This is a genomic window from Rhodospirillaceae bacterium, assembly GCA_028819475.1.
GTDB lineage: Bacteria > Pseudomonadota > Alphaproteobacteria > Bin65 > Bin65 > Bin65.
In genome coordinates this window covers 61,538-85,427 of record JAPPLJ010000021.1, presented here as the reverse complement: position 1 = coordinate 85,427, position 23,890 = coordinate 61,538, and the positions used below count along the sequence as shown (strand labels likewise).

The following is a 23,890-nucleotide window of genomic DNA, read 5'->3' as shown; positions in this document are numbered from 1 at the left end:
GGCTTGCCGGCATCGTTCCGATCGCAGAGAGTGCGCGCCGAGATCCGCCGCCGCTCATGCCGTGAAAGGACGCCCATCGATGAGAACGCCCTGTCCGCCTGTGAGAAGGAAGCCCGCCGGATATGGCCGCTGAAAGCGCCGCAACCGGCAATGGCCGCGTCGAAGATGCGCGCCTGCTGACGGGCCGGGCGCGGTTCGTCGACGACCGGGCGCTCGACCGCATGGCGCACGCCGTCTTCGTGCGCAGCCCGGTCGCCCATGCTGAAATCGCCGGCATCGAGACCGGAGAAGCGCGCGCGGCCGGGGCGCCGCTGGTGCTGACGGCCAACGATCTGCCCTTCATCGAACAGACGCTGGTAACGCGCTACGGCCATCCGGACCTGCGGCCCGCCATGATGCCCTTTCTGGCGCGGGGCCGCGTCCGTTTCGTCGGTGAGCCGGTCGCCCTCGTGGTGGCCGGCAGCCGCTACGAGGCCGAGGACCTGGCGGCGCTGGTCGCGGTCGATTACCGGCCGCTGCCCGTCGTCGCTTCCGCTTCGGCCGCGCTGGCCGAGGGCGCGCCGGCGCTGCACGCTGCCTGGCCGGGCAATATCGCAGCGACGTTCATGCACGAGACCGGCGACGCCGGGGCGGCACTGGGCCGGTGTGCCGGCCGGATTGCGCGGCGGTTCGCGTTCGCGCGGCAGGCCCCCGTACCGCTCGAGACGCGCGGCTGCGTCGCCGACTTCGACCCCGGCAGGGCCGCGCTGACCCTGCATATCTCGACCCAGACGCACTATGCCGTGCGCGAGAACCTGGCCGCGATCCTGGACCTTCCGGAAGACGGCGTGCGCGTGGTCGCCGAGGATGTCGGCGGCGGCTTCGGCTCCAAGTCCCGGCCCTATGTCGAGGAAGTCGTTATCGGTCACGCCAGCCGGGTGCTCGGCCGGCCGGTGAAATGGATCGAGGACCGCCTCGAGCATTTCCAGGCGACGACCCATTCGCGCGCAACCGAGACCGACCTGGAAATCGGCTACGATCGCGACGGGCGCATTCTGGCGATGAAGGGCCGGCTTACGGTCGACATCGGCGCCTATGCCTTTACCAGCGGCATCATCACGGCCATGGTCGCATCCGGCCACTGCGCCGGCCCGTACAAGATTCCGAACGTGTCTCTGGAGGTCGTCTGCGTCGGCACCAACAAGACGCCGCTGGCGACCTATCGCGGCGCCGGACAGCCCGAAGCGACCTTCCCCCTCGAAGCCTTGCTCGACATGGCCGCTAGGGACCTCGGGCTGTCCGCCGTCGAAATCAGGGCGCGCAACCTGGTGACGCCGGCCGACATGCCCTACGCGCCGCATATCCCGTACGGCGGCGCCAAGTGCCGCTTCGAAAGCGGCGATTTTCCGGCGCTGCTTCACCGTGCCGCCGCCGGCAGCGGCTATAACGAAACGGTCGAAACCGCCGGGCCGCACGAACGCGCCGCTTGGGGCCTCGCCTGCGGCATCGAGAGCACCGGCTTCGTCGGCTTCGAATCGGCGGATGTCCGGATCGACGGCGCCGGCAACGTCACCGTCCTTTCCGGCATGTCGAGCCAGGGCCAGGGCCAGGCGACGGCCTACGCCGGTGTGTGCGCCGAAACCCTCGGCGTCGATGCCGGCCGCGTGAGCGTCCGCATGGGCGATACCGGGCTCCTGCCGTTCGGCCGCGGCGCCTTCGCCAGCCGCGGCGCGGTCGTCGGCGCCAACGCGGTTGCCGGCGCCGCGCAACGCCTGCGCGAAAAGGTGCTGGGCCATGCCGGCGTGCTGTTGCAGGAAAATCCCGAGAGCCTGTTCCTGGACGCAGGCGAGATCGTCCGTTCCGACGGCGAACGGACCGGGCTGCATCTGGGCGATATCGCGCGGGCGGCGGCTCCCGGCGGTCCGCTGTACGACGGCGATCCGGCGCTGTCTTCGCATTTCGTCTTCGATACGGAAGGGACGCTGACCTTCGCGCTCGCGGTCCACGCAACGAAAGTTGCCGTCGACATGCAGACCGGCCGCTGCCGGATCCTGGACTATTTCATCGTCCACGATGCGGGCCGGCTTCTCGACCGGGCCATCGTCGACGGCCAGATCGTCGGCGGTGCGGTCGACGGGATCGGCGGCGCGATGCTTTCGGAACTGGTCTACGATGGGGACGGCCAGTTGCTGACCGGGACCCTGGCCGACTATGCGGTCATCGCGGCCCCGGACGCGCCGCCCGTGCGGCTGGAGCATCTCCACACGCTTCCGACGACCAATCCGCTCGGCGTGCGCGGCGTCGGCGAAGGCGGCGTCATCCCGGTCGCGCCGGCCATAATGAACGCCGTTTCCCGGGCAATCGACCCCGCCGGCAACGGTCACGCCGCGCCGCTTTGCCGGATTCCGCTGCGGCCGGAGGCCGTGTTGCAGGTGATTCGCCGCGTCCGTTCCAGCCGGTCGGCGTCCCGCGGACAATGATTGCCGCGAGACGGCCGACTAATTGCGCCACGCCTCCTGCCAGGCGGCAAATTCCGACCGCGTGATGCGATAGCGCGCGAAATTGCCGTCGTGCAGGCTGAGAAGTTCCCGTTCGGCGATTTTGCGAAACCTTCCGCGTTCGGCGTCTTCGATGTGCCGGACGGCCCACGCCTCGACTTCGGCAGCGGCCTGCTTCTTGTCCATGCAGGCGCGGATCACGGCTCCGACAAGGTCGCGCAGCGCCGTCCTGTGGCGCATCCGGAAGGGGTCGGGCTCGCCGATGGACTGGCGCACCGCAGCATATCGGATGGCGGAACGCCCGTAGGCCCAGAGAAACAGGTCGCGCAGCAGTTCGGTGCGCTGCAGTTCGTACACGCCGAGTATCGCTTGAATGTACAGGTCCCTCGAAACATCGTCGAACGACAGCGGCGAGAGGTTCGCCTTGATGAGCGGAATGTTGGCGGCAAGCCGCGACACCCGCTTGTTGACGTCGTCGAAGGGTTGCAGATACGGGAAATGCACCATTGCGAAGAAGGCCTGTTCGAACGGGTCTTCAATCGCCGCAGCAGTGACGAGAACCCGATCGAAGCACTCTTCGATCGACTGCGGCAGTTCAAGCGGGTGGAAAACCGAACCGCCGATGCCGACAGCGGCGTATCGAAGGCGGCCGGGCGCATCCTGATCCGGCAGCAGATCGTCCGCCAGGGCCGCGTGGAGATTGAAAATCGTATAGCGGTCGAAGCCGATATCGTCCGCCGCGTCGACGAGGAATTCGATGGCGGCCTTGTGGTTCAGGATCATCAGGGCTTCGCGCGCGTCCCTGCCATCCGCTTCCTGGCCGGCTTCGATCAGGCGTACCGTGTCAAGGAGCGAGTAGGTGTTGCCTTCGAGCCGGCTCGAATTCCACGAAAGGTCGATCAGCAGCCGGCTCAATATCCGCTTGGCATAGGTGCCGGCGGCCTGTTCTACGACTCCGGACCTGCCGGTTTCGGCCAGTTGCGCACGCTCCTCTTCGGAGAGATAGAAGCTCCGGTTCGGCCGGTAGGAGTCGAGGAAAGACCGGTCATAGCCGACCGGTGTCCGCGCTTCGGGCGGCTGACGGACATAGTCCCGGATTTCGGCTCCAGCATCGGAAAGTCGCGGCTCCGCGTCTGGCCGGAAACTGACTGCAGGAGATCCGGAAACTGCCTCGAAGGAGGCCAATATGTCTTTCGGCATTCGATATCGCGCCCGGCGGCCTGAACCCTCTCTCGTCAGGCGATCGGCGTCTACAAGAGCCTTCAGGCGGTGTTGCAAGGTCCGGTGCGGCGGGGCGTCGTACAATACCTGGGCGATCTCCCGCGCGGTCAAACCTTCCCGCTCTCGCCGTACGACGTCTTCGATTGCCCGCAGGTCTGATTCCCGATTTCGCTTCAACGGATGGCGCCTTTGCCGGATTTCGCGGATTTCCGCGCAATATACCAATGATCGCGCAATATAATACCTTTTTGCGCAAATTACAGTTTTATGCGCAATTAAAATTGCGCAAAGAAGCTCTTTATTGCGCGTAAAGCGACGGACCCTGGGCAGGGTCTCTCAACCGATGCTGCGCCGGCAGGGCTTGCAGCGCCCGCGTGGCGGCGGTCGTGTCCGGCCGTGTCCGGCCGTGTCCGGCAGGCCGTTGCCGGAACGAACGGCCTCAGTGCATCGGGACGAAGGCCATGGCGAGCGACGTCTCGATCTCCGTTACCGCCTTCGCGACCTCGCGCCCGATCAGGTCCATCCGGCGGACCTGTTCGATACGCGGCGCCGCCGCCTTCAATTCGCGGCTCGATATCAGGCCCTCGAAGATGCGGCAGACGTCCGCCAGCGAGATGATGATGATGTCGCGCGCGTCCGGAATCTCATCGCTCAGGATCACGCCCATGATGCGGAGTTTCACCTCCTGCACCGTCTTGTAGTCGTCGATCGGGTAGCGCCGCGTCCGCAGCACCCACATGAACCGGTCCTCTTCGCGGTGCAGGATGCCGCGTTCGACGAGCCGGGCGAGGGATCCCTCGCGGATGTTCTCGGCATCGGCCACGGTCTGTTTGATCCAGTACGCCGCGTCGAACGTCTCCTCCGACTCGACAATTCGGGCGAGAGTCGGATCGAGCAGGTCGTCGCCGAGCGGGCTCGGGTCGATCACGAAGAGTTGCTCCGGATCGGTATCGATCCGCCCCTCCATTGCCAGGTCCATAAGCACCGCTCCGGCGAGCGCATATTCGAGCGATAGCGTGGGAACGTCGATGAACCTTCCGCCCTTGTCGTCCAGCAAGAGCAGCATGATCTCTTCCGAGAATCTCAGCATACGGGGGAACTCCTGAGTCGGGATGTGGGCAATCGCGGTGGCTTTGCGGTCGGCCCACCATAGCGCGCCGTTTGCGGCTTGCACAATTCCGTTATACGTCCGTTACACTTTCGACCTTTTCGATATGCCGGAACCGGCCCGGAACGGGAACGCGGGCGCTGCGGTGGCCCGATTGCCCCCGGCCCGGTTTCGCAACCCTGCGCCCCGATCGCCGAAACGTGCGACTCTCGCGGCAAATTCTGTCTCGCCTATCTGGCCCGGCAGCCACTTGAGAAGGCGATCGGGACGAACGACACTCGACCGAAGAATCGCCGGACCTAAGCGCCTTCGGGAGGGCGCCGCCATGAGCTATGCCCATATTTCGGTCGAGCCGATGACGCCGAATATCGGCGCCATGGTCTCGAACGTCGATCTCAATGCCGTGCGGAGCGACGCCGTCTACGAAGAGATCAAGGCGGCGCTGTGGCAATACCACGTCCTGTTCTTCCGCAACCAGCCGATCGAGCCGGAGCCCTATATCCGCTTGGGCGGCCAGTTCGGCGAACTGGAGGAGCACGAGTTCTTCCCGCACATCGAGGGCTATCCCCAGATCCAGACCATCGCCCACGAGGGCTACGACCAGCCGGAAACCGACCGCTGGCACACCGACGTGACGTTCCGCGCCCGGCCGAGCAGCGTCAACCTGCTGCGCGCGGTGAAGCTGCCGCCGTCCGGCGGCGACACCGTCTGGTCGTCGACCGCCGCGGCGTTCGATGCGCTGCCCGACCAGGTCAAGACCATGCTGCTCGGCCTCAAGGCGGATCACGACCTGCCGCACCACCAGCGCCGGATCGATTTCTACCGCCGGGTCGAGGAAGGCCGGATCGGCGGCCAGTCGATGATGAATTCGATGGCGAACGAGCACGAGTTCCGGCTGATCGAGCAGAACCCGATCGTGACCCACCCCGCCGTCATCAACCATCCGGTCACCGGGCGGCTGACCCTGTTCGTCAATTCGATCTGGACCAAAAAGTTCTTCGGCATCCATCTCGATATCAGCGATGCGCTGCTCGCCATGCTCTTCGAATGGGTCAAGAAGCCGGAGTTCCTGGTGCGCTTCCGCTGGGAGACGGATTCGCTGGTGATCTGGGACAATTTCGCGACCCAGCACTACGCGGTGTTCGACTACGCGCCCCACTACCGGGGCATGCACCGGATGACCGCCGGATCGGCCGAGCCGCGCCTCGACATGGCGACGGTTCCGGCGCATCTGCGGCCGCCCGCGGCATCCGCCGGCAACGGCGCCGGGCCGCGCTCGATTATCGACAGCGACAGGCTGGCCGCCGCACCCGCCGCCGAACGGGCCGCGGTCCACGCTGTGTTCAACGCCCTGGACGGCGTCGATCTCGATGCCATCGGCGCGCGCGCAGCCGGCATCTGACCCGCGACGAGCCGGGCCGAAGCCGATGGACAAGGATCTGGAAGCGCTGCAAAGCAGCCGGGACCTGCTGCGCCGCGCCCGCGCCGCGGCGGAGGCGTTCCGGCGCATGCCGCCGGCCCAGGCGATGGCGATTGCCGGCACCGTGGCCAAGGCGGCGGCCGGGCGCGCGCGCCACTATGCCGAATGGGCAGTCCGGGAAACCGGCTTCGGCAAGGTCGAGGACAAGATCGACAAGAACCTCGCCGGCAGCATCCGGATCTACGAGGCGTATTGCGACACCCCGATCGGCGGCATCCGGCAGGACCGGGCGCGCAACGTCGTCGAGATCGGCCGCCCGGCCGGCGTCATCGTCGGCCTGTCCAATTCGACCTCGCCGGTCGGCACCGTCTATTTCAAGGCAATGCTGGCGCTGATGACGCGCAACGCCATCGTGTTCAGCCCGCATCCGGCGGCGCTCGCCTGCACCGCCGACGCGGCGCGTTTTCTCGAAAAGACGGCCCGGCTCGCCGGCGCGCCTGCCGACGCGATCCAGATTCTCGCCGAGCCGACGCTCAAGGCGACCAACGCGCTGATGCAATCCGACGAAACCGACCTGGTGATCGCGACCGGCGGTGCCGCCATGGTGCGCGCGGCCTACAGTTCGGGCAATCCGGCGCTCGGCGTCGGTCCCGGCAACACGCCGGTCTATGTCGACCGGTCGGCCGATCTCGCTTCAGCCGCCGAAAAGATCGTCACCGGCAAGGAATACGATTACGGCACGCCCTGTTCGGCGCCGTCGGTCGTGCTGGCCGACCGGCCGGTGGGGCGCGAACTGCGCGGCCTGCTCGAACAGCAGGGCGCATATTTCTGCTCGGACGAGGAACTGGCGACGCTCGAGGCGGCCGCCTTTCCCGGCGGCCGGCTCAACCCGGCGATCATCGGCCAGCCGGCCGGCCGGGTGGCGCAGATTGCCGGCCTGTCGCTGCCGCCGGAGACCCGTGCCATCGTCGGATTGTTTGAGGATGCCGCTGCCGCCCAGGACTCCGGGAGCGTGCCGCCGATGGCGCGCGAAAAGCTCTCCGTCCTGCTCGGCGCGGCGGCGGTCGACGGGGTTGAGGGCGCCATCGCCGTCGCGCGCTGCATGCTGCGCTCGGCCGGCGCCGGCCACACCGCCGCGATCTTCACCGGCGACCCGGAGCAGGCCGTGCTGTTCGGCGCGGCGCTCGACTATTACCGCATCGTGGTCAACGGCGATCCGACCAACGGCGCGGTCGGCCGCGGCACGGCCCTGCCGGTCACCTTCACCATCGGTACCGGCTTCGCCGGCAAGAGCTCGATCGATCATAACCTCGGCCCCGAAGACCTGATCGACTGGAAGCGGGTCGCATTTCCCGCGGGCGACTCACCGGCCGCGAAGCCCGTCGACGAGCGGACCGAACCGGCCCGCAGCACCGACGCAACGGTGCAGGCGCTGAAGGAAGAAATCCGGCGCATCGTCGCCGAGGAACTGGCGCGGAGCTGAGCCGATGCCGACCCTGCGCTCCTACATCTTCCTCGACCAGCTGCAGCCGCAGACCATGTGCTACATCGGCTCGACGATGCGCGGCTTCCTGCCCCGGCAGCGCGACGCGGCGATGATCGTCGAGGTTGCGCCGGGCATGGATATCGAGTGGCTGACAGACATCGCGCTCAAGCACGACGCGATCCGGCCGGGCAATCTCGTCGTCGAGCGCCAGTTCGGCTATCTGGAGTTTCACGCGAGCGATCCGGCTTCGGTCCGCTCGGCCGGCGCGGCGATCCTGGAGGCGGCCGGCGTTTCGGCGGCCGACGCCATGCCGCCGGAGGTCCTGGCGTCGCGGATCGTCGACCGGATCGACCCCTATCACTCCTTCCTGGTCAACCGGAACAAGCAGGGCAGCATGCTCCTGCCCGGCGACACCCTGTTCATCTTCGAAATGACGCCCTCGGCCAACGCACTGCTGGCCGCCAACGAAGCCGAGAAGGCGGCCGACGTGAAGCTGGTCGACTGCCGGTTCATGGGCGCGGCCGGGCGGCTCTACATGGCCGGCACGGCGTCCGACGTGCGCACCGCCGCCGACGCTGCCAGGTCGGCGCTCGGTGCGGCCCCGGGTGCGGGAGTAGCATAGCGATGGCGGAGCAGACGGACGCGATCCGCAAGCTGGTGCGGGAGGCGATCGCGGAAGCGCAGGGCGCGGAGGCGCCGCCGCCCTCGGCCGCCGGGCAGGGCGTGCCGGTACGCATTCCCGTCGTCATCCGCGACAGCGCCGATGCCGGCCGCCTGGCGCAACTGGCGGGCGCCATCGCCGCTTCGCCCGAACTCGGGCCGCGCCTGAAGAGCGGCGGCATCGCCTTCGATGCGCGGCTGGAAGCGGGCGCAGACGGCCCGGCTGAGGCCGAGGGCCGGGCGGCGTTCGACCGCTTCTTCGCGGCCTTCAACACCGGCGATTTCGACCGGGTGTGGGAGACCGTGACCGACGATTTCGAATGGCGCCTGCCGGGCGGCCCCGATGCGCCCTACACGTCGGCGAAGGGCAAGGCCGCCTTCCGCGATGCCTATACGAAACGCTGGGATTTCCTCAAGCATTTCACCGCGGTCAACGAGGTCATCTTCGTCAGCGGCGACCGGGTCTACCAGCACTACCGGGTCACCGGCACGGGCCCCGACGGCAAGTTCCACGATTTCACCGGCCTCGATTTCTACATCGTGCGCGGCGGCAAGATCGCGCTCAAGGACGCCTACAACAAATCCGTCCCGCCCGGCGGCCGGTCGGGCGCCCCAAAGCGGACCGCGAAACGTCCCGCCACGGGCGGCGCGCGCGCGGCTGCGCCGTCGCTCGATATCGCCGACGGCGTGATTACCGAGTGCAAGGTCGTCGAGGCGGCCCGGCTCGGCACAAGGCTGGCCATCGGCCGGCGCGCCGTCGTCACACCGCTCGCCCGCGACCGCGCCAGGGCCCTCGGCCTGACCATCGAGAGGAGCGACCCATGAAAACCGGCACCGTGGTCGGCCGCGTCTGGGCGACCAAGCGTATCGACCGGCTCCCGGCCGGCGCCCTGCTCGAAATCGAACTGGACGGCCGCGCCAAGGAGCGGGTCATCGCCTTCGATCCGCTCGGCTCCGGCGACGGCGAACGCGTGCTCGTCACCTTCGGCCGTGCCGCAACCAACTGGTTCCCCGAAGGCAAGGCCGTCGTGGACGCCCTGATCGTCGGCTCGCTCGACGAAAACGGCGGTTGAAACATCAAGTTATCCCGAAAACCACCCATCGGAACGGAGGATGGAATGTCTCAGGCTGTAGGAATGATCGAAACGGTCGGCTACGTCGCCGCCTATGCGGCGGCCGATGCCATGGTCAAGGCCGCGAACGTGACCATCGCGGGCCGGGAGCAGGTCGGCGGCGGGCTGGTGGCGGTCAGCGTCACCGGCGATGTCGGCGCGGTCAAGGCGGCGACCGAGGCCGGCGCCGAGGCGGCTTCCCAGGTCGGCGAGGTCAAGTCGGTCCACGTCATCCCGCGCCCGCACGCCGACGTGCAGAAGGCGTTCGCCGGTGGCAAATGAGGGCGGCAAATGACGGCGGCATTTTGCACCGCGGGGGCTACGGCCCGGCGGGTGAGCGGGCGCCATGCCTGAGCTGCGCGTCTACCTGACGCTGAACGGGCTGCAACGCCAGTTCGCGGCCTATCTCAGTTCGCCGGTGCCGGCGCGCGGCTACGTTCCGCTCGAGGGCATGCATTCGCTGATCATCGAGATCGCACCCGGTCTCGTGATCGAGCGGGTGATCGATCTCGCGCTCAAGTCGGTGCCGTCGCTCGAACCGGGCATTCTCGCGGTCGAGCGCCAGTTCGGCGTGCTCGAACTGCACAGCGAGGACCGGCGGGCGCTCGGCCGGGGCGGGCGGGCGATTCTCAAATGGCTCAAGGCCAAACCGGAGGACCAGCTCAAGCCGCGCATCCTGTTCTCCGACATCATCGAGGATGTGACCGACCAGCACGCCGTCATCATCAACCGCTCGAAACAGGCCAACATGATCCTGACCGGCCAGAGCCTGCTGCTGATCGAGTGCGTACCGGCCCTGTTCGGCGCCTTCGTCGCCAACGAGGCCGAACGGGTACAGCCCGGCATAAGCCTGGTCGAATGCCGCATGATCGGCGCCAGCGGCCGGGTCTACATGGCGGGCGATGCGGGCACGCTGCGCGAAGCGCTGGCGCATGTGTCCGAAGCGCTCGCGGCCATCCCCGGCAGAGCGGACTGAGCGCCGCCATGTCCGGCCGAACCCTCACGGTTTGCGTCGCGTCCGCCGATGGTCTTTTATCGGCGCCACGCGTCGACGGAGGGATGCGCCGGGCGGATTGGGGTGTCGGACCCGAAACCAACGACGGTGGCGATCGTGGCCGCCGAGGGAGTCATGTCCTCGGCGATCGCCGGGCCGTTCGATATCCTGTCCAGCGCGGGGTATATCTGGCAGGTGCTGAACGAGGATCCGGCCACGGCCCGGCGTTTCGACGTATCGGTGCTGGCGCGCGAACAGGGGCCGCTGCGCTGCTTTCAGGGCCTGACGGCCCACGCGGACAAGGCGCTGGAGGATATGCCGGCGCCGGACATCGCCTTCGTGCCGACGGTCTTCCTGCCGGCGCTGTTCGAGGAACCGATCGGGATTCCCGACGCCTGGCGGCCGGTCGTCGACTGGCTGGGCGCCGCCTACCGCCGCGGCAGCCTCGTCTGCTCGAACTCGTCCGGGGCGATTTTGCTTGCCGAAGCCGGCCTGCTCGACGGCCGCGCGGCGACCACCCACTGGACGCTGGCGGAGCGCGCGCAGCGGAAATATCCCGCCGTCAGTTTCCAGCCCCATCGGGTGCTGATTCCGGCCGGGCCGCACGACCGTATCGTCACGGCCGGCGGCGGCACCTGCTGGCAGGACCTGGCGCTCTACCTGATCGCGCGCTTCGCCGGGTCGGTGACCGCGGCGCAGACCGCCAAGTCCTTCACGATCTTTCGCAAGGTGCGCGGCCAGCAGCCCTACGCCGAATGGTTCCCGCCGCGCAATCACGGCGATGCCGCGGTCGCACGCGCGCAAGAGGCGCTGCACAGCGGATTTCCGGATGCCGGCGTGATGTCCGCAGCCCTGGCGGCGTCCGGCCTTTCGTCACGCACCTTCAAGCGGCGCTTCAAGGCCGCGACCGGACAGTCCGCGACCGACTACATCCAACACCTGCGGGTCAAGGAGGCCCGCTTTCGCCTGGAGACCACCAACACCAGCATCGAGGACATCGGCGCGCGGATCGGCTATCGGGATGTCGCGTTTTTCCGGACGCTGTTCCGGCGGCTGGTCGGGCTGACGCCCGGCCAGTATCGCGAACAGTTCGGCCTGCTGGAATACCCGGGGGCCGATCCGTTCGATTCCGCCGCCGAACCCTTTGACGCCGAAGCGGCATCGTAGGATGTTCGGCAACTTCGACCGCAAGTCAGGCTCATAATCTTCAGGTTCATCATCACAGGTTCATCATCACCGGGAGGAAACAGATGAAATTCCGTTCGACGATTCTGGCGCTCGGCGCTGCGGCGCTGCTGGCCGCACCGGCCGCACAGGCCCTGGAGCTCAAGCTTTCGATTTCGCCGCCGCCGCAAACGCCGTGGGGCAAATTCGTCATTCGAATTGCCGAGAAGGTCAAGAAGGCCTCGGGCGGCACGTTGACGATCAAGAACTATTTCAACGACCAGCTCGCCGGCAACGAGCAGAACACGATCCGTCAGATCGTACGCGGTCGGGTCGATCTCGGCGCGCACTCCAACACGGGCATTTCGCTGGTCGCTCCAGAATTCGGTCTGCTCGCCACGCCCTTCCTCTGGAAGGACCTGGCGGAAGCCGATTGCGTGGCCGACAAGCATCTGCTGCCGGTCTACGAAGGGCTGCTGCGCAAGGGCGGCGTGGTGCCGCTGACCTGGATGGAGGTCGGCAACCAGATCGTGTTCGCCAAAAAGCAGATCAAGACGCCGGCCGACCTCGCCGGCCTCAAGCTGCGCACGGCGCCGACGCCGACCGATACGATTTACATGAAGGTCGCCGGGGCCAATTCGATACCGATCGGCACGGCAGAGAGCATGCCCGCGCTCAAGACCGGCGTCGTCCAGGCCGCGACCTGGCCTGCCGTTTACGGTATCGCCGTCGGCTATCACAAGGTCGCGCCGTTTGTGACGGTGACCAACCATTCGCACCAGCTCGGCGGGGTCGTTATCAGCAAGAAGGTCTGGGACGGGCTGAACAAGCAGCAGCAGGGATGGCTGCTGACCGCCCACGAGTCGGTCGGTTTCCTGCGTAAGGCAGTGCGGGGCGCAGAAGCCGCATTGCTCGGCAAGATCGCCAAGGGCGGCGCGACGGTCTACCGGCCGAACGCGGCGGAAATGAAGGCCTGGCGCGCCAAGGCGCCGGCCGCCCAAGAGCAGATCATCAAGGATTTCGGCGGCCAGTCGGCCGAGGTCTGGAAGCGTCTGCAGGCTGCCCGCAAGGCCTGCGCCGCTTGACCGGCGATACGACCGCATGCGCAGCGGCCTAGCCCGCGCGCTGCGCACGCTCTACTGGTTCGAGGCAGGGCTCGCCACCGCCGCCTATGCGGGGGTGGCGGGCCTGCTTCTTGCCGATGTCCTGTCGCGGGAATTTCTCGGCGAAGCGATCTGGGGCGCCCAGAAGATCGCCGTTTTCGGCGCGATCGTCGCCGGCTTCCTCGGCCTGGTGCTCTCGACCGCGTCGAACAGCCATCTGCGTCCGCAATTCGCCGACGGCTGGTTCCCGCGTGCCTGGAGCCCGGGCGTCAGCCGCATCGGAGATGTTTTCTCCGGCGTGCTCTATGTCGGGTTCGCCATCGTCGCGGTCGGCTATGTCGAGGAAAGCATCGCCGCCAGGGAACGCGCTGCGGTGCTGTATACGCCGCTGTGGCCGATCCAGATCGTCCTGCCCTACGCCTTCTTCTCTTCGGCGGTGCGGCATTTCTCTTTTGCCGCCTTTCCGGAGCTAAAGCCCGAGGCGCGGCCCGAAGGGGCCTGACTCCGTGGAGGCGCTCGGCCTGATCGGCCTCGTCCTGCTGCTCCTGGCATTCCGGCAGAACGTCATCCTGATCCTGCTGACGGCGACCGCCTACGTCCATCTGGTCTGGGGCGACGGCCGGATCTCCTATCTCGTCGACGACATGTGGGGCAGCCTCAACAACGAGGTTCTGCTCGCGATTCCCATGTTCATCGCCGCGGGCAACGTCATGACGCGCGGTTCGATTGCCGAGCGGCTGATCGAGGTCATGCGGGTCCTGACCCAATGGCTGCCCGGCGGGCTGGCGGTCGCGACGATCCTGTCCTGCGCCGTCTTCGCCGCCATCTCCGGCTCGTCGCCGGTCACATTGCTGGCGGTCGGCACCATCCTCTATCCCGCCCTGCTGCGCGAAGGCTATTCCCGGAGTTTCTCGCTCGGCGCGCTGACCTCGGGCGGCACGCTCGGCATCATCATCCCGCCGTCAATCCCGCTCATCCTCTACGGCATCGTCACCGAGAAATCGATTTCCGACCTGTTCACGGCCGGCATCGTGCCCGGCATCCTGCTGACCGCGGTGCTCGGCGTCTATGCCTTGTGGATGAACCGTCACCTGCCTTCGAAGCCCTGGGAATTCCACGCGATCGCTGTGGCGCTGCGCAGGGGCATTTGGGCGCTGCTGCTGCCGGTCGTTTTGCTCGGCGGCATCTACACCGGCTATTTCTCGGCGACCGAGGCTGCAGCGGTCGCATTGGGCTACGCCCTGTTCATCGAAATCTTCGTGCACCGCGAAATGCGGGTCCGGGATTTCTTCAACACGTCGGTCGAGACGGCGAAGCTGCTCGGCACGCTGTTCCCCATCGTCGCGGTCGCGCTCAGCATCAAGTCGCTGCTTACCGTCGAGCAGGTGCCCCACGCGCTGGCCGAATGGATCGGCACAATCGTCAGCGACCCGGTCACCTTCCTGCTGGCGATGAATGTGCTGCTGCTGCTCGTCGGCTGCTTCATCGACGTGATCTCGGCGATCCTGATCCTCGGCCCTCTGATGCTCGGCATCGCGGGAACCTACGGCATCGATCCGATCCACCTCGGCATCATCATGGTGATCAACCTGGAGGTCGGCTTCCTGACGCCGCCGGTCGGGCTCAACCTGATCGTCGCCACGACCGCCTTCCGTGAATCCTTCCTGCTGGTCTGCCGGGCCGTCCTGCCCTTCATCGCGCTGATCCTGGCGGTGCTGATGGTCGTGACCTTCGTGCCCGAACTGTCGCTGTTCCTGATCCGGTAGCCGCGCCGATACCGGCGTGAATTCGCACCTTCGCGGGGATTGGCGAATTCGCGGCCGCCGGGCCGCTCGCGACTTGTTTCAGGGTTTCAAGGCTCGCCGGCGCGGACGACTCAAGCAGCGTTCCGGCGTCCGCTACCAAAATCCGCAACGCGTTCCGTTTCGGGGGCGGTTCCGGCATACTGGCCGCCGGGCTCGACCGTTTCGCCCGTCCCGCGCAAATCATATGCTCGACCGATGCAGGTAACGCCTGAGGCCGCTTCCGCCCTGTGGCGTCCATTCCGCAAAGTGGACGGCGCAAGGGTCTTTCATGTCGATCTGACGGCCGACATCGCGCGCGAATCCGAAGCGCTCGATTGGCTCGACGAAGCGGAGCGGTCGCGCCGGCTCCGGTTCCTGTACCCCCGGCCGCGCCGCGAGTTCACCCTGTGCCGCGCCGCGCTCCGGGCGCTCCTCTGCCGGGAACTCGGCTGCAACAACGGCGATCTTTCGTTTGAAAAGGCAAGATTCGGCAAGCCATTCGCCCGAATCTGCGGGGTTCCGGCCCGCGTGGCCTTCAACGTCAGCCATAGCGGCCGGCACGGCCTGATCGCACTGGCCGCCGGGGGGCGAATCGGGGTCGATGTGGAAGAGCGCTCCACCCGCCGCGAGCTGGACGGTTACATCCGGCTCCTGTTCGCGCCGCAGGAGCGCGCGGAACTGGAGGAAGCGAACGGCGACGGCAAGGTCGAACTGTTCTATCGCCTCTGGACCCTGAAAGAGGCGCTGGTCAAGGCTGTCGGCGCGGGCCTGTCGCTGGATACCGCGAAGTTCGAGATTCCGCCGGCCATGGTTCGGGGCGCGCCGGTGAGCCTGTTCAGCTTCCCCGAAACGCCGTCGGTCCGATGGCGTCTCGACTATATCGGCGATATCCGGTTTGCCGCCGCGATCGCCCGGGAGTCGGTCGATCCTTGCGATCCGCTCCGTTATGTGGAGCATTGAACGCGGCGGCGCAGGTTTCTGTACGGATGAGCCGTCCGTAATCGCCAACAGGGGTCAGGACGCGGTGAGCTTGCACATATCGTTCTGCTTTCGGTCGTTCCGTTTTCGGTCGTTCCGTTTTCGGGGCCTTTGCCCGGGTTCCGCACCGCCATGAGCAGGAAGCAGGCGCCCGACGGTCAGGGTCTTCGCTTCGAGGCAGACGAACCTGCACCGGCCGCGCTCACCTTCGGGCTCGGACTGCAGCTTGCCGTCCTGACCGTCACGGTCCCGATCGTCATTCCGACGGCCGTGATGCGCATCGGCGGCGCCGGAGACGCCTACCTGGCGTGGGCGGTGTTCGCCGCCGTCGCGATCAGCGGCATCGCGACGGCGCTCCAGGCTTTTCGCTTCGGCAGGATCGGCGGCGGCCACATGCTCGTGATGGGCAGTTCGGCGGCGTTCATCGGAGTCAGCATCACGGCTGTCGAGAAAGGCGGCCCGGCGATGCTCGCAACCCTCGTCGTCATCGGAGGGCTTTTCCAGCTCCTGCTCTCCGCCCGCCTCGCGGTGTTCCGGAAGATCCTGACCCCGGCGGTTTCCGGCACCGTGATCATGCTCATTCCGGTCACGGTCATGCCGATCCTGTTCCGGATGCTGGACGACGTTCCGCAGGGCAGCCCGGACCATGCGGCGCCATCGATCGCGCTCGTCACGATTCTCGCAATTCTCGGCGTTTCGCTGAAGGGAACGGCGATGCTCCGGCTGTGGGCGCCCATCGTCGGCGTCGTCGCCGGTACCGCGGTCGCGGCATTCTTCGGCCTCTACGATCTGGACCGTATCGCCGCGGCATCCTGGATCGGGCTGCCGAGCGCCGAAATGCCGGGCCTGGATCTGGATTTCGGACCCGTCTTCTGGGCCTTGCTTCCGGCCTTCCTGCTGACTGCCGTGATCGGCACGATCCGGGCGATGAGCAGCAATGCGGCGCTCCAGCAGGTTTCCTGGCGTCGGAAACGGCCGGTGGATTTCCGCGCGGTGCAAGGCACGGTCACCGTCGACGGAATGAGCAACCTATTGTGCGGCCTCGCCGGAACCGTCCCGAACACGACCTATTCGCTCGCCGCCCCGCTCATTGAGATCACCGGGGTCGCGGCGCGGGTCGTCGCGGTCGCCACGGGGGCGGTCTTCCTTGTGCTGGCATTCCTGCCCAAGGCGCTGGCGGTCGTGCTGGCGATACCGGGCCCGGTCGTCGCCGCCTATCTCCTCGTCCTTGTTGCGATGCTGTTCATGGTCGGCATCGGAATGGTGATGCAGGACGGCATGGACTACCGCAAGGGCATGGTGGTCGGGGTGTCCTTCTGGCTCGGAGTCGGATTCCAGAACGGCGCGATCTACCCCGAACTGGTATCCGAATTCGCCGGCGGAATATTCTCGAACGGGATCACTTCCGGCGGTCTCGTCGCGATCGTCATGACCTGGATCGTGGATTTTCTCGGACCCCGCCCGGTTCGCACGGAAACAGAGTTTGGCATTGCCGCCTTGCCGAAAATCCGCGATTTCCTCGCCGGTTTTGCGGCGCGCAACCGCTGGGAGAACGCCATGGCAGACCGGCTCGACGCCGTTGGCGAGGAGACGCTGTTGACGCTTCTCGGGCCGGAAGACCGATCCGGGGCGCCCGGCCGGGCGCGGCGCCTGCGGCTGTCCGCGTCGAAGGGCGAAGACGGCGCGCTGCTTGAATTTGTCGTCGCGCCGAGAGGGGAAAATGTGCAGGAGCGACTCGCCGTGCTCGACGCCCGGGGCGAAGAAACGCCGGTCGAGCAGGAGGTCTCGCTTCGTCTGTTGCGCCACCTGGCCTCGTCGGTGCGCCACCAGCAATACCACGACACGGATATCGTGACCGTCCAGGTGAAATACCCGGCGCTCGGAAGTAGCAGAGTAAAGTAGCGGCCGGGCAGACTTCATGTAGACTGCACGGCGGGAAGCGGGGGTGCGGATCGTGAGCGAAATCTACAACGCCATCGGGCTGCAGACCGATACGGTCGACTGCAAGTTCCGGGTCGCGGACGCGCCGGATTACGAGCGCAACCTGCGCCATCTCGATCACATGATCGACATGGCGGTCCTCCATTCGATGGAATACCGCCCGCGCCTGCTGGCCCTCTGCGAAGGCGCGATCCAGGGCTTCCCGGACGAATTCCATGACTGGGAATCGGCGGACTACGCGCGCAGCGGCGCCATCGACATCCCCGGCCCGGTCACCGACCGCCTGGCGGAAAAGGCGGTCAAGTGGGGTCTCTACCTGATCGGCCAGGCCAAGGCGCGGATGGCGGAGTTTCCCGACCGGTTCTTCAACACCGCTTTCATCATCGATCCGTCCGGTGCCGTCGTTCACGTCCATCGCAAGAATGTCGTGTTCACCATCGAGCACACGACGACGCCCCACGATGTCTGGGACCAGTGGGTTGCGATGTTCGGCGACGGGCTCGACGCCTTCTTCCCGGTCGCGCAGACGCCGATCGGCAATATCGGCTGCCTGATCTGCATGGAGGGCAACTATCCGGAACTGGCGCGCGGCCTGATGATGAACGGCGCCGAAATCGTTTACCGGCCGAGTTCCATCGAGAACAAGATCTCGACCGGCGTCTGGCAGGTCCAGAACCAGGCGCGGGCGCTGGACAACAACTGCTATGTCATCGCGCCCAACACCGGCTACCACACCGTCGATGCGGCGGGCACCCGCGGCTTCGTGACCGGCGGCCATCCCATGATCGTCGATTATCGCGGCCAGATCGCGCACGAAATCCGCACCCAGGGCGACGCCTTCGTCGCCGCGCCGGTCAATATCGAGGGGCTGCGCCAGCACCGCGCCAACGCGCGCCAGAACAACTGGGCGCCGCACATGAAGACCGAGCTCTACCGGCTGGTCTACGACAAGGTGGTCTGGCCGAAGAACCTGGCGGCGCACCGGCCGCCGCAGCGCCGCGAGGCGACCGACGAAATCTATTTCCAGACCATCCGGCGCCTGCAGGAAACCGGCGTGCAGGTGCCGCCGGCGGCGGTTTCGGGCCAGTCGGATACCGGCGGCGCAGCGGCCGGGTCGTCGCTCCGCGAGCACATTCTCGGGCGGGTATCCGAGATGGGAGAGAGCGAGCGAACCGGGCCGCCGGTTCCGAAGCTGCGGGTGGTGGGCAGCGACGAAGTGGCCGGCGGGCCGAAGGAAACCGCAATCGTCCCCGACCAGGCCGCGGAATAGTAGACTTCGCGAAAAGGCCGCCGGCCGGCGGCAGCCCGGATCACCGGCCGAGGGCCGGCACGCCGAGCAGGTTCGAGACCAGCGGCACCTGTGCCAGCGCCCATTTCATTTCCTGCTTCTCGAACCCGTTGAGCTCCGACGGCGCGACTTTGTTGGACAGCGCCTCACCGGCGTCGATATCGCGCAACTGCTGCCCGAGAATCAGGCTCAGCAGGATACGGTGCGCCCCGACGAGATCGTCGACGTCCTTTCCCGACACCGTCTCGATCCCGCGTGCGGCAGCGAGCCGCTTCGGCGTCGTGCGCGCCTCGACGCCGTGCATCAACGCGATCACCCGCGCGGCCGAGAAGATCGGCATGATCCCGCCGATCTTGAGATCGACCCGGCCGGCTTCCGTCCTGAACCGTCCGAACATGCCGACCGGCGTATCGAAATTCCCGGCCGAGATGGCGAGGAACTTGTGGAAATTCCTGGCCTGCCGGGCCAGTTCGAGCGCTTCGGCGCGCAGGCTGTCGGCCATGTCCCTCGCGCCGAGCACGGCCTGGGCGTCGAAGAAGATATCGCAGTTGAGCAGGTCCTCGGCGCGCGACCGACCGATCCAGGACCGGACGGTCTCCCGCCAGACGCCGAGCGGCTTACGCCAGGCGGCGTTGGAAGCCATGATGCCGCCGGGACAGTAGATCACGCCGGTCTCGTCGAGGATGTCGGCGGTCCGCCGGCCCAGTTGCTCGAACCATTCGTCGGCGCCGTCCGGGGCGTCGTCGGCATAGATGAGCGCGTTGTCCTGATCCATCGCCAGCAGACTCTCGCCGCGGCCGCCGGAGCCGAGTACGAGCAGGGCGTAGGGCGCCGGCGCTTCGCCCAGACCGGCTTCGGCCATTTCCGCCGCCGCCAGCTCGCATGCCCGTGCGGTCAGGGCCCGCAATTCGCGCGAGATCATCGAGGCGATGCTCCGCGCGTCGACCTCCTCGAACACCAGGGCGCGGGCGACCGCCGTGAGCTGCGACCAGACCCGGCCCAGTTCGAAGCGCGACCGGGCCGATTCGATGCTGTCGCCCAGGGCGACCGCGTCGCCGGCCCGCTGGCGCAGCAGGTCCCGCGCGCTCAGCGCGCCGCACAGCGCGCCGCTTTCGTCCACGACGCCGAGATGCCGGAAGCCGCCGCCCGACATCCGGGCGATCGCCCGGTAGACGAATTCATCCTTGTGGATCGTCACCAGCGGGCGCTGGCCGAGATTGCCGACCGGTGCGTCGAGCGCCGCCGGACCGTCCCGGTCGATCGCCCGCATGATGTCCCGCTCGGTCACGATACCGTCCCCGCTTCCGTTCGGGCCGTCGGCGGTTTCCGGCGGCAGGAACAGGGAACTGACCTTCCTTTCCATCATCGCGGCGAGCGCCGCCCTGACCGGCCGGTCGTTGTCGACCGTGAGCGGCGGTGTCTTCATCAGGTCGGCGACGCGGTGGCGGTAGGCGAAGCTGTCGATCCGGACGTATTCGGCGATCCGGCTCCCGTCGCGCGCGTCGCCGCTCTGTCCCATGTCGTGCCAGCCGGATTGCGCTTCTTCCGTCATCCGGGCCGAGAGCGCGCGGACGGCCCGCTCGGCCTGGGCCAGCGTCACGATCCCCTTTTCCCGCAGTTTCGGCACGACGGCGCGGTAGATTTCCGCAGCGGCCCGGGCATCGCCCAGCGCGCGGTGCCGCCCGGACAGCTCCACGCCCAGCCAGCCCGCCGCCGTTTCGAGCGACTTCTCGGGCAGGGCAGGAGCCACCAGATCGACCAGATGCCCGACGTCGAGGGACCGCGGCGGCTGCCACGGCAGGCCATGGCGTTCGTGCTCGGCCTTCAACACCGCCAGATCGAAACCGACGGAATAGCCGATCACGACCGTCGGCCCGGCCCATGCCGCAAATTCGGCCATGCGCTCCGGAAACGAGGGCGCACCGGCGACATCGGCATCGGCGATACCGTGGATTCCGGTCGAGGAGGCCGGGATCGGAATGCCGGGATCGACCAGTTCGGAAAAAACGCGCTGCGCGCCCGGCGCGCAGGTTTCCAGGCCGACCGCGCCGATCTCGACGATCCGGACTTTCCCGACATCGAGGCCGGTGGTTTCCGTATCGATGGCGACGGCCGGAATGCTGGCAAGCGGCATGCCGGAGAGTCCGCCCGATGTGGCCCGAAAGCTCATATGCGGCCTCGAACGCTACAGCCCGGCGCCGCTCCGCCAGTCGATCGCGATCCTGTCGGGAACCGCGCGGTCCCGAAAGGCGGTGCGGACCTCGCGCCATTTGTTGCCGATCGACGTGGCGACGATCTTTCGGTCGAGCTTCTTGAAATCGTCGATGACCGGCGCGAAGCGCGTCAGGTCGACCGGACTGAGGGAAAAAGCCACGTCACTGGCCGTCGCGGTGGCCCAGTCCGTTTCGCGCAGCCGCTGTTCGAACCGTTCGTAGGCGTCGGCCGGAACCATTTTGCCGTCGACGTCCGCCAGGCCGCCGCGCATCCCGAGGTCGAAGCATTGCCGCGCCATGGCTTCGGCTTCCGTCCGGGTCAGGCGGCCCGACTCCGCGACGTTCGCAACGACGTAGACCGTCAGGTCCGACAGGCAGGAGACAAACACTTTTACCGACGAAGCCTGTATCGACTGAGCAAATATTTCATCAGTGAAATATTCGCGAAATTGTGTGCCCATACGGGCTTTCAGGTATCCGAACAGTGATGTTTGCGCCACGAACGAAGCGCGTGTCCGGGCAAAAAGATACAAATTCTCGACCGATTCTATCGGTGTGCGGTCGAATCGCTCGGCGATACTCTTTATAGGGCCGGACAGTGTTTGAAGAAGAGAGAGGATCATCGCAGAAATTTAATCTACGACTTAATGTGTGAGAATCATGGTACCTTGACACATTTCTTTGTCACCGTATAAATTTCCCGCTCCGTGTGCCCGGTCCGGAGATTGCCGGGATACACCACGGAATCGCTTTCGAACATATCTCAGAGGATGGTGCCGCATGTCCGATTCGTCAGGCCAGCGGACGCGCCATTGGGAGAGGACCAGAACCCTTACGATCATCGTCCTGATCATATGGTTCATTTTCTCCCTTCTGGTGCATTGGTTCGCTAAGAGCCTAAACGGGGTTTCCTTCATCGGATTCCCGTTGGGCTACTATCTCGCAGTCCAGGGCTCGCTGATCATTTTCGTGCTGCTGATCTTCTACCAGAACTGGCAGCAGGACAAGATCGACGCTGATGCGGGTCTCTCCGGCGACGAAACCGAAGGGTAGGGGAGACCGTCATGTTCAAAGGGAACTTCATCGAGAACCTGCCGAAAATTTACGGCATGTACACCGGCGGCTTCGTCGTCTTCATCATTCTGATGGCGATCCTGGAGCAGGCGGGCCTGGGCGCCGACACCATCGGCATCCTGTTCGTCATCTTCACGGTCGTCATCTACGCCGCGATCGGCTGGCTGTCGCGCACCATGCAGGTGTCGGCCTACTATGTCGCCGGCCGCGAAGTGCCGCCCGTGTTCAACGGGATGGCGACGGCGGCGGACTGGATGTCCGGCGCGTCCTTCGTGGCGCTGGCCGGCGGCATCTATTTCGGCGGACACGGTTACCTCGCCTTCGTCGTCGGCTGGACCGGCGGCTATGTGCTGGTGAACGCGCTGCTCGCGCCGTATCTGCGCAAGTTCGGCTGCTACACGGTGCCCGACTTCATCGGAACCCGTTACGGCGGCAACACGGCGCGGTTCGTGGCCGTTATCATCCTGGTTGTGACGTCCTTCACTTATGTGACGGCGCAGATCAACGCCACCGGAACGATCGCGGCGCGCGCGCTGCACATCCCGTTCGAGGTCGGCGTCTGGTTCGGCCTGCTGGGTATCCTGCTCTGCTCGATGCTCGGCGGCATGCGCGCAGTGACCTGGACGCAGGTGGCGCAGTATATCGTGCTGATCATCGCCTACCTCGTGCCGGTCATCTGGATGTCCAACGCGCAGGGCTTCGGCATCATTCCGCACTTCACCTACGGCGAAGCCGTGGCGCGGATCACGGAGCTTGAGCCGACGCTGAATGTCGGCGCCGCTGCCGTCGAAAAGGTGCCGGGGGTGAGAATTCTCACCAGCCTGCACAACGCACCCGGTGACGCTGCGCACAGCTGGCAGTTCGTGACCCTGGCACTCTGCATGATGGCAGGGACCGCGTCGCTGCCGCACATCCTGATGCGCTACTTCACGACGCCGACCGTTCGCGCGGCGCGGCGTTCCGTGTCCTTCTCGCTGTTCTTCATCTTCCTGCTGTACTTCACGGCGCCGGCCCTGGCCACGCTGACCAAGCTGCAGCTGTTCGATCCCAACCTCGCGACCAGCATCATCGGCAAATCCGTTGCGGATGTGAGCAATCTCGAATGGGTCAAGAACTGGGTCGACGTGAAGATGCTGGCGATAACGGATGGCAACAAGGATGGCATCCTGCAGGTCAACGAGTTCTTCATGCGGCCCGACATCGTCGTGCTGGCCACGCCGGAAATCGCGGGGCTGCCGTATGTGATCTCGGGCCTGGTCGCGGCAGGCGGCATGGCGGCCGCCATGTCGACGGCGGACGGGCTGCTGCTCGCCATCGCCAACGCGCTGAGCCACGATCTGTACTACAAGATCATCGATCCGAAGGCCGACACCGCGCGGCGCCTGATCGTCGCCCGCGTGTTGCTGATCGTGATCGGTGCGCTCGGCGCTATCGTCGCCAGTTTCCAGCTAACCGGTATTCTGGGGGCGGTCGCCTGGGCCTTCTGCTTCGCCTGCTCGGGCCTGTTCTTCCCGCTCGTCCTGGGTGTCTGGTGGAAACGGGCAACGACGGCGGGCGCGATTGCGGGCATGGTCCTCGGCTTCGGGGCCGGGTCGGTCTACCTCTGGTGGACCTACACCACCGGTCAAACGCTGTTCGAGCTGAACCATCTCCGGTTCGGCATCATCGGCATGCCGGTCAGCCTGGTGGCGATGGTCGTCGTCAGCCTGATGACCCCGGCGCCGAGCGACGAGGTTCAGCAGATGGTGGACAATACCCGCGATCCAAGCGGGTCCGCGATCCTCGAAGCTTCGCACTGACGCCAACCAACCGAAACTGCACCGGGGGCGGAACCCAGTTCCGCCCCCGAATTTTTTGCGCGCGCTCG

The 23,890-nt window shown here is 66.5% G+C and carries 21 protein-coding genes; 17 read left to right on the top strand and 4 right to left on the bottom strand.

Translation table 11 applies throughout. From position 1 onward, the window contains the following. Window positions 1-122: 122 nt before the first annotated feature. Window positions 123-2,459 carry a xanthine dehydrogenase family protein molybdopterin-binding subunit gene (locus OXM58_05395; protein ID MDE0147786.1) on the top strand — a complete coding sequence of 779 codons (2,337 nt, stop codon included), beginning with the start codon at window positions 123-125 and terminating at the stop codon, window positions 2,457-2,459. A gap of 18 nt (window positions 2,460-2,477) precedes the next feature. Here the strand turns inward: OXM58_05395 and OXM58_05390 are convergent, their stop codons facing one another. Both OXM58_05390 and OXM58_05385 read right to left on the bottom strand, forming a co-directional pair. Then, window positions 2,478-3,677 (bottom strand): Fic family protein, encoded by a 1,200-nt coding sequence (locus OXM58_05390; GenBank protein MDE0147785.1) that lies wholly within the window; start codon window positions 3,675-3,677, stop codon window positions 2,478-2,480. A gap of 460 nt (window positions 3,678-4,137) precedes the next feature. Beyond that, window positions 4,138-4,788: a GPP34 family phosphoprotein gene (locus OXM58_05385; GenBank protein MDE0147784.1), complete on the bottom strand. Its 651-nt coding sequence runs from the start codon at window positions 4,786-4,788 to the stop codon at window positions 4,138-4,140. A gap of 343 nt (window positions 4,789-5,131) precedes the next feature. Between OXM58_05385 and OXM58_05380 the strand changes: the two genes are divergently transcribed. The 14 genes from OXM58_05380 (at window position 5,132) to OXM58_05315 (ending at window position 18,718) form a co-directional block, all read left to right on the top strand. Continuing rightward, the gene (locus tag OXM58_05380) at window positions 5,132-6,208 is read left to right on the top strand and encodes a TauD/TfdA family dioxygenase (GenBank protein MDE0147783.1); all 1,077 of its coding nucleotides are present in this window, start codon (window positions 5,132-5,134) and stop codon (window positions 6,206-6,208) included. Window positions 6,209-6,233: 25 nt separating this feature from the next. Continuing rightward, a complete protein-coding gene (locus OXM58_05375; protein ID MDE0147782.1) occupies window positions 6,234-7,709 on the top strand; it encodes an aldehyde dehydrogenase family protein in 1,476 nt (491 codons plus the stop codon). A 4-nt stretch (window positions 7,710-7,713) separates the two neighbouring features. Further along, window positions 7,714-8,334 (top strand): BMC domain-containing protein, encoded by a 621-nt coding sequence (locus OXM58_05370; GenBank protein ID MDE0147781.1) that lies wholly within the window; start codon window positions 7,714-7,716, stop codon window positions 8,332-8,334. A 2-nt stretch (window positions 8,335-8,336) separates the two neighbouring features. Then, a complete protein-coding gene (locus OXM58_05365; GenBank protein MDE0147780.1) occupies window positions 8,337-9,197 on the top strand; it encodes a nuclear transport factor 2 family protein in 861 nt (286 codons plus the stop codon). Next, window positions 9,194-9,445 (top strand): hypothetical protein, encoded by a 252-nt coding sequence (locus OXM58_05360; protein ID MDE0147779.1) that lies wholly within the window; start codon window positions 9,194-9,196, stop codon window positions 9,443-9,445. Before OXM58_05365 ends, OXM58_05360 begins: the two co-directional genes overlap by 4 nt. Before the next feature lie 45 nt (window positions 9,446-9,490). Next, the gene (locus OXM58_05355) at window positions 9,491-9,766 is read left to right on the top strand and encodes a BMC domain-containing protein (GenBank protein ID MDE0147778.1); all 276 of its coding nucleotides are present in this window, start codon (window positions 9,491-9,493) and stop codon (window positions 9,764-9,766) included. Between the two features lie 64 nt (window positions 9,767-9,830). After that, window positions 9,831-10,460 carry a hypothetical protein gene (locus tag OXM58_05350; GenBank protein ID MDE0147777.1) on the top strand — a complete coding sequence of 210 codons (630 nt, stop codon included), beginning with the start codon at window positions 9,831-9,833 and terminating at the stop codon, window positions 10,458-10,460. Window positions 10,461-10,586: 126 nt separating this feature from the next. Continuing rightward, window positions 10,587-11,645, top strand: coding sequence for a helix-turn-helix domain-containing protein (locus OXM58_05345; GenBank protein ID MDE0147776.1), 1,059 nt, complete (start codon window positions 10,587-10,589; stop codon window positions 11,643-11,645). A gap of 83 nt (window positions 11,646-11,728) precedes the next feature. Next, complete coding sequence (dctP, locus tag OXM58_05340; GenBank protein ID MDE0147775.1) at window positions 11,729-12,727, top strand: TRAP transporter substrate-binding protein DctP; 999 nt, start codon at window positions 11,729-11,731, stop codon at window positions 12,725-12,727. A gap of 16 nt (window positions 12,728-12,743) precedes the next feature. Next, window positions 12,744-13,247, top strand: coding sequence for a TRAP transporter small permease (locus OXM58_05335; protein MDE0147774.1), 504 nt, complete (start codon window positions 12,744-12,746; stop codon window positions 13,245-13,247). A gap of 4 nt (window positions 13,248-13,251) precedes the next feature. Then, on the top strand, window positions 13,252-14,511 hold the full coding sequence (locus tag OXM58_05330) for a TRAP transporter large permease (protein ID MDE0147773.1): 1,260 nt from the start codon (window positions 13,252-13,254) through the stop codon (window positions 14,509-14,511). Window positions 14,512-14,745: 234 nt separating this feature from the next. Next, window positions 14,746-15,489: a 4'-phosphopantetheinyl transferase superfamily protein gene (locus OXM58_05325; GenBank protein ID MDE0147772.1), complete on the top strand. Its 744-nt coding sequence runs from the start codon at window positions 14,746-14,748 to the stop codon at window positions 15,487-15,489. Between the two features lie 150 nt (window positions 15,490-15,639). After that, entirely contained in the window at window positions 15,640-17,409 is a 1,770-nt protein-coding gene (locus tag OXM58_05320; GenBank protein MDE0147771.1) for a purine/pyrimidine permease, read from the top strand. A gap of 52 nt (window positions 17,410-17,461) precedes the next feature. Continuing rightward, a complete protein-coding gene (locus OXM58_05315) occupies window positions 17,462-18,718 on the top strand; it encodes a hypothetical protein (GenBank protein ID MDE0147770.1) in 1,257 nt (418 codons plus the stop codon). A 40-nt stretch (window positions 18,719-18,758) separates the two neighbouring features. Here the strand turns inward: OXM58_05315 and OXM58_05310 are convergent, their stop codons facing one another. Continuing rightward, entirely contained in the window at window positions 18,759-20,906 is a 2,148-nt protein-coding gene (locus tag OXM58_05310) for a DUF294 nucleotidyltransferase-like domain-containing protein (protein MDE0147769.1), read from the bottom strand. A 15-nt stretch (window positions 20,907-20,921) separates the two neighbouring features. Next, entirely contained in the window at window positions 20,922-21,572 is a 651-nt protein-coding gene (locus OXM58_05305; protein MDE0147768.1) for a hypothetical protein, read from the bottom strand. 157 nt (window positions 21,573-21,729) lie between these two features. On the opposite strand from OXM58_05305, the gene OXM58_05300 reads away from it, so the two are divergent. After that, window positions 21,730-22,002 carry a DUF4212 domain-containing protein gene (locus tag OXM58_05300; GenBank protein ID MDE0147767.1) on the top strand — a complete coding sequence of 91 codons (273 nt, stop codon included), beginning with the start codon at window positions 21,730-21,732 and terminating at the stop codon, window positions 22,000-22,002. A gap of 11 nt (window positions 22,003-22,013) precedes the next feature. Next, window positions 22,014-23,822 (top strand): cation acetate symporter, encoded by a 1,809-nt coding sequence (locus OXM58_05295; GenBank protein ID MDE0147766.1) that lies wholly within the window; start codon window positions 22,014-22,016, stop codon window positions 23,820-23,822. The last annotated feature ends 68 nt before the right edge of the window (window positions 23,823-23,890 follow it).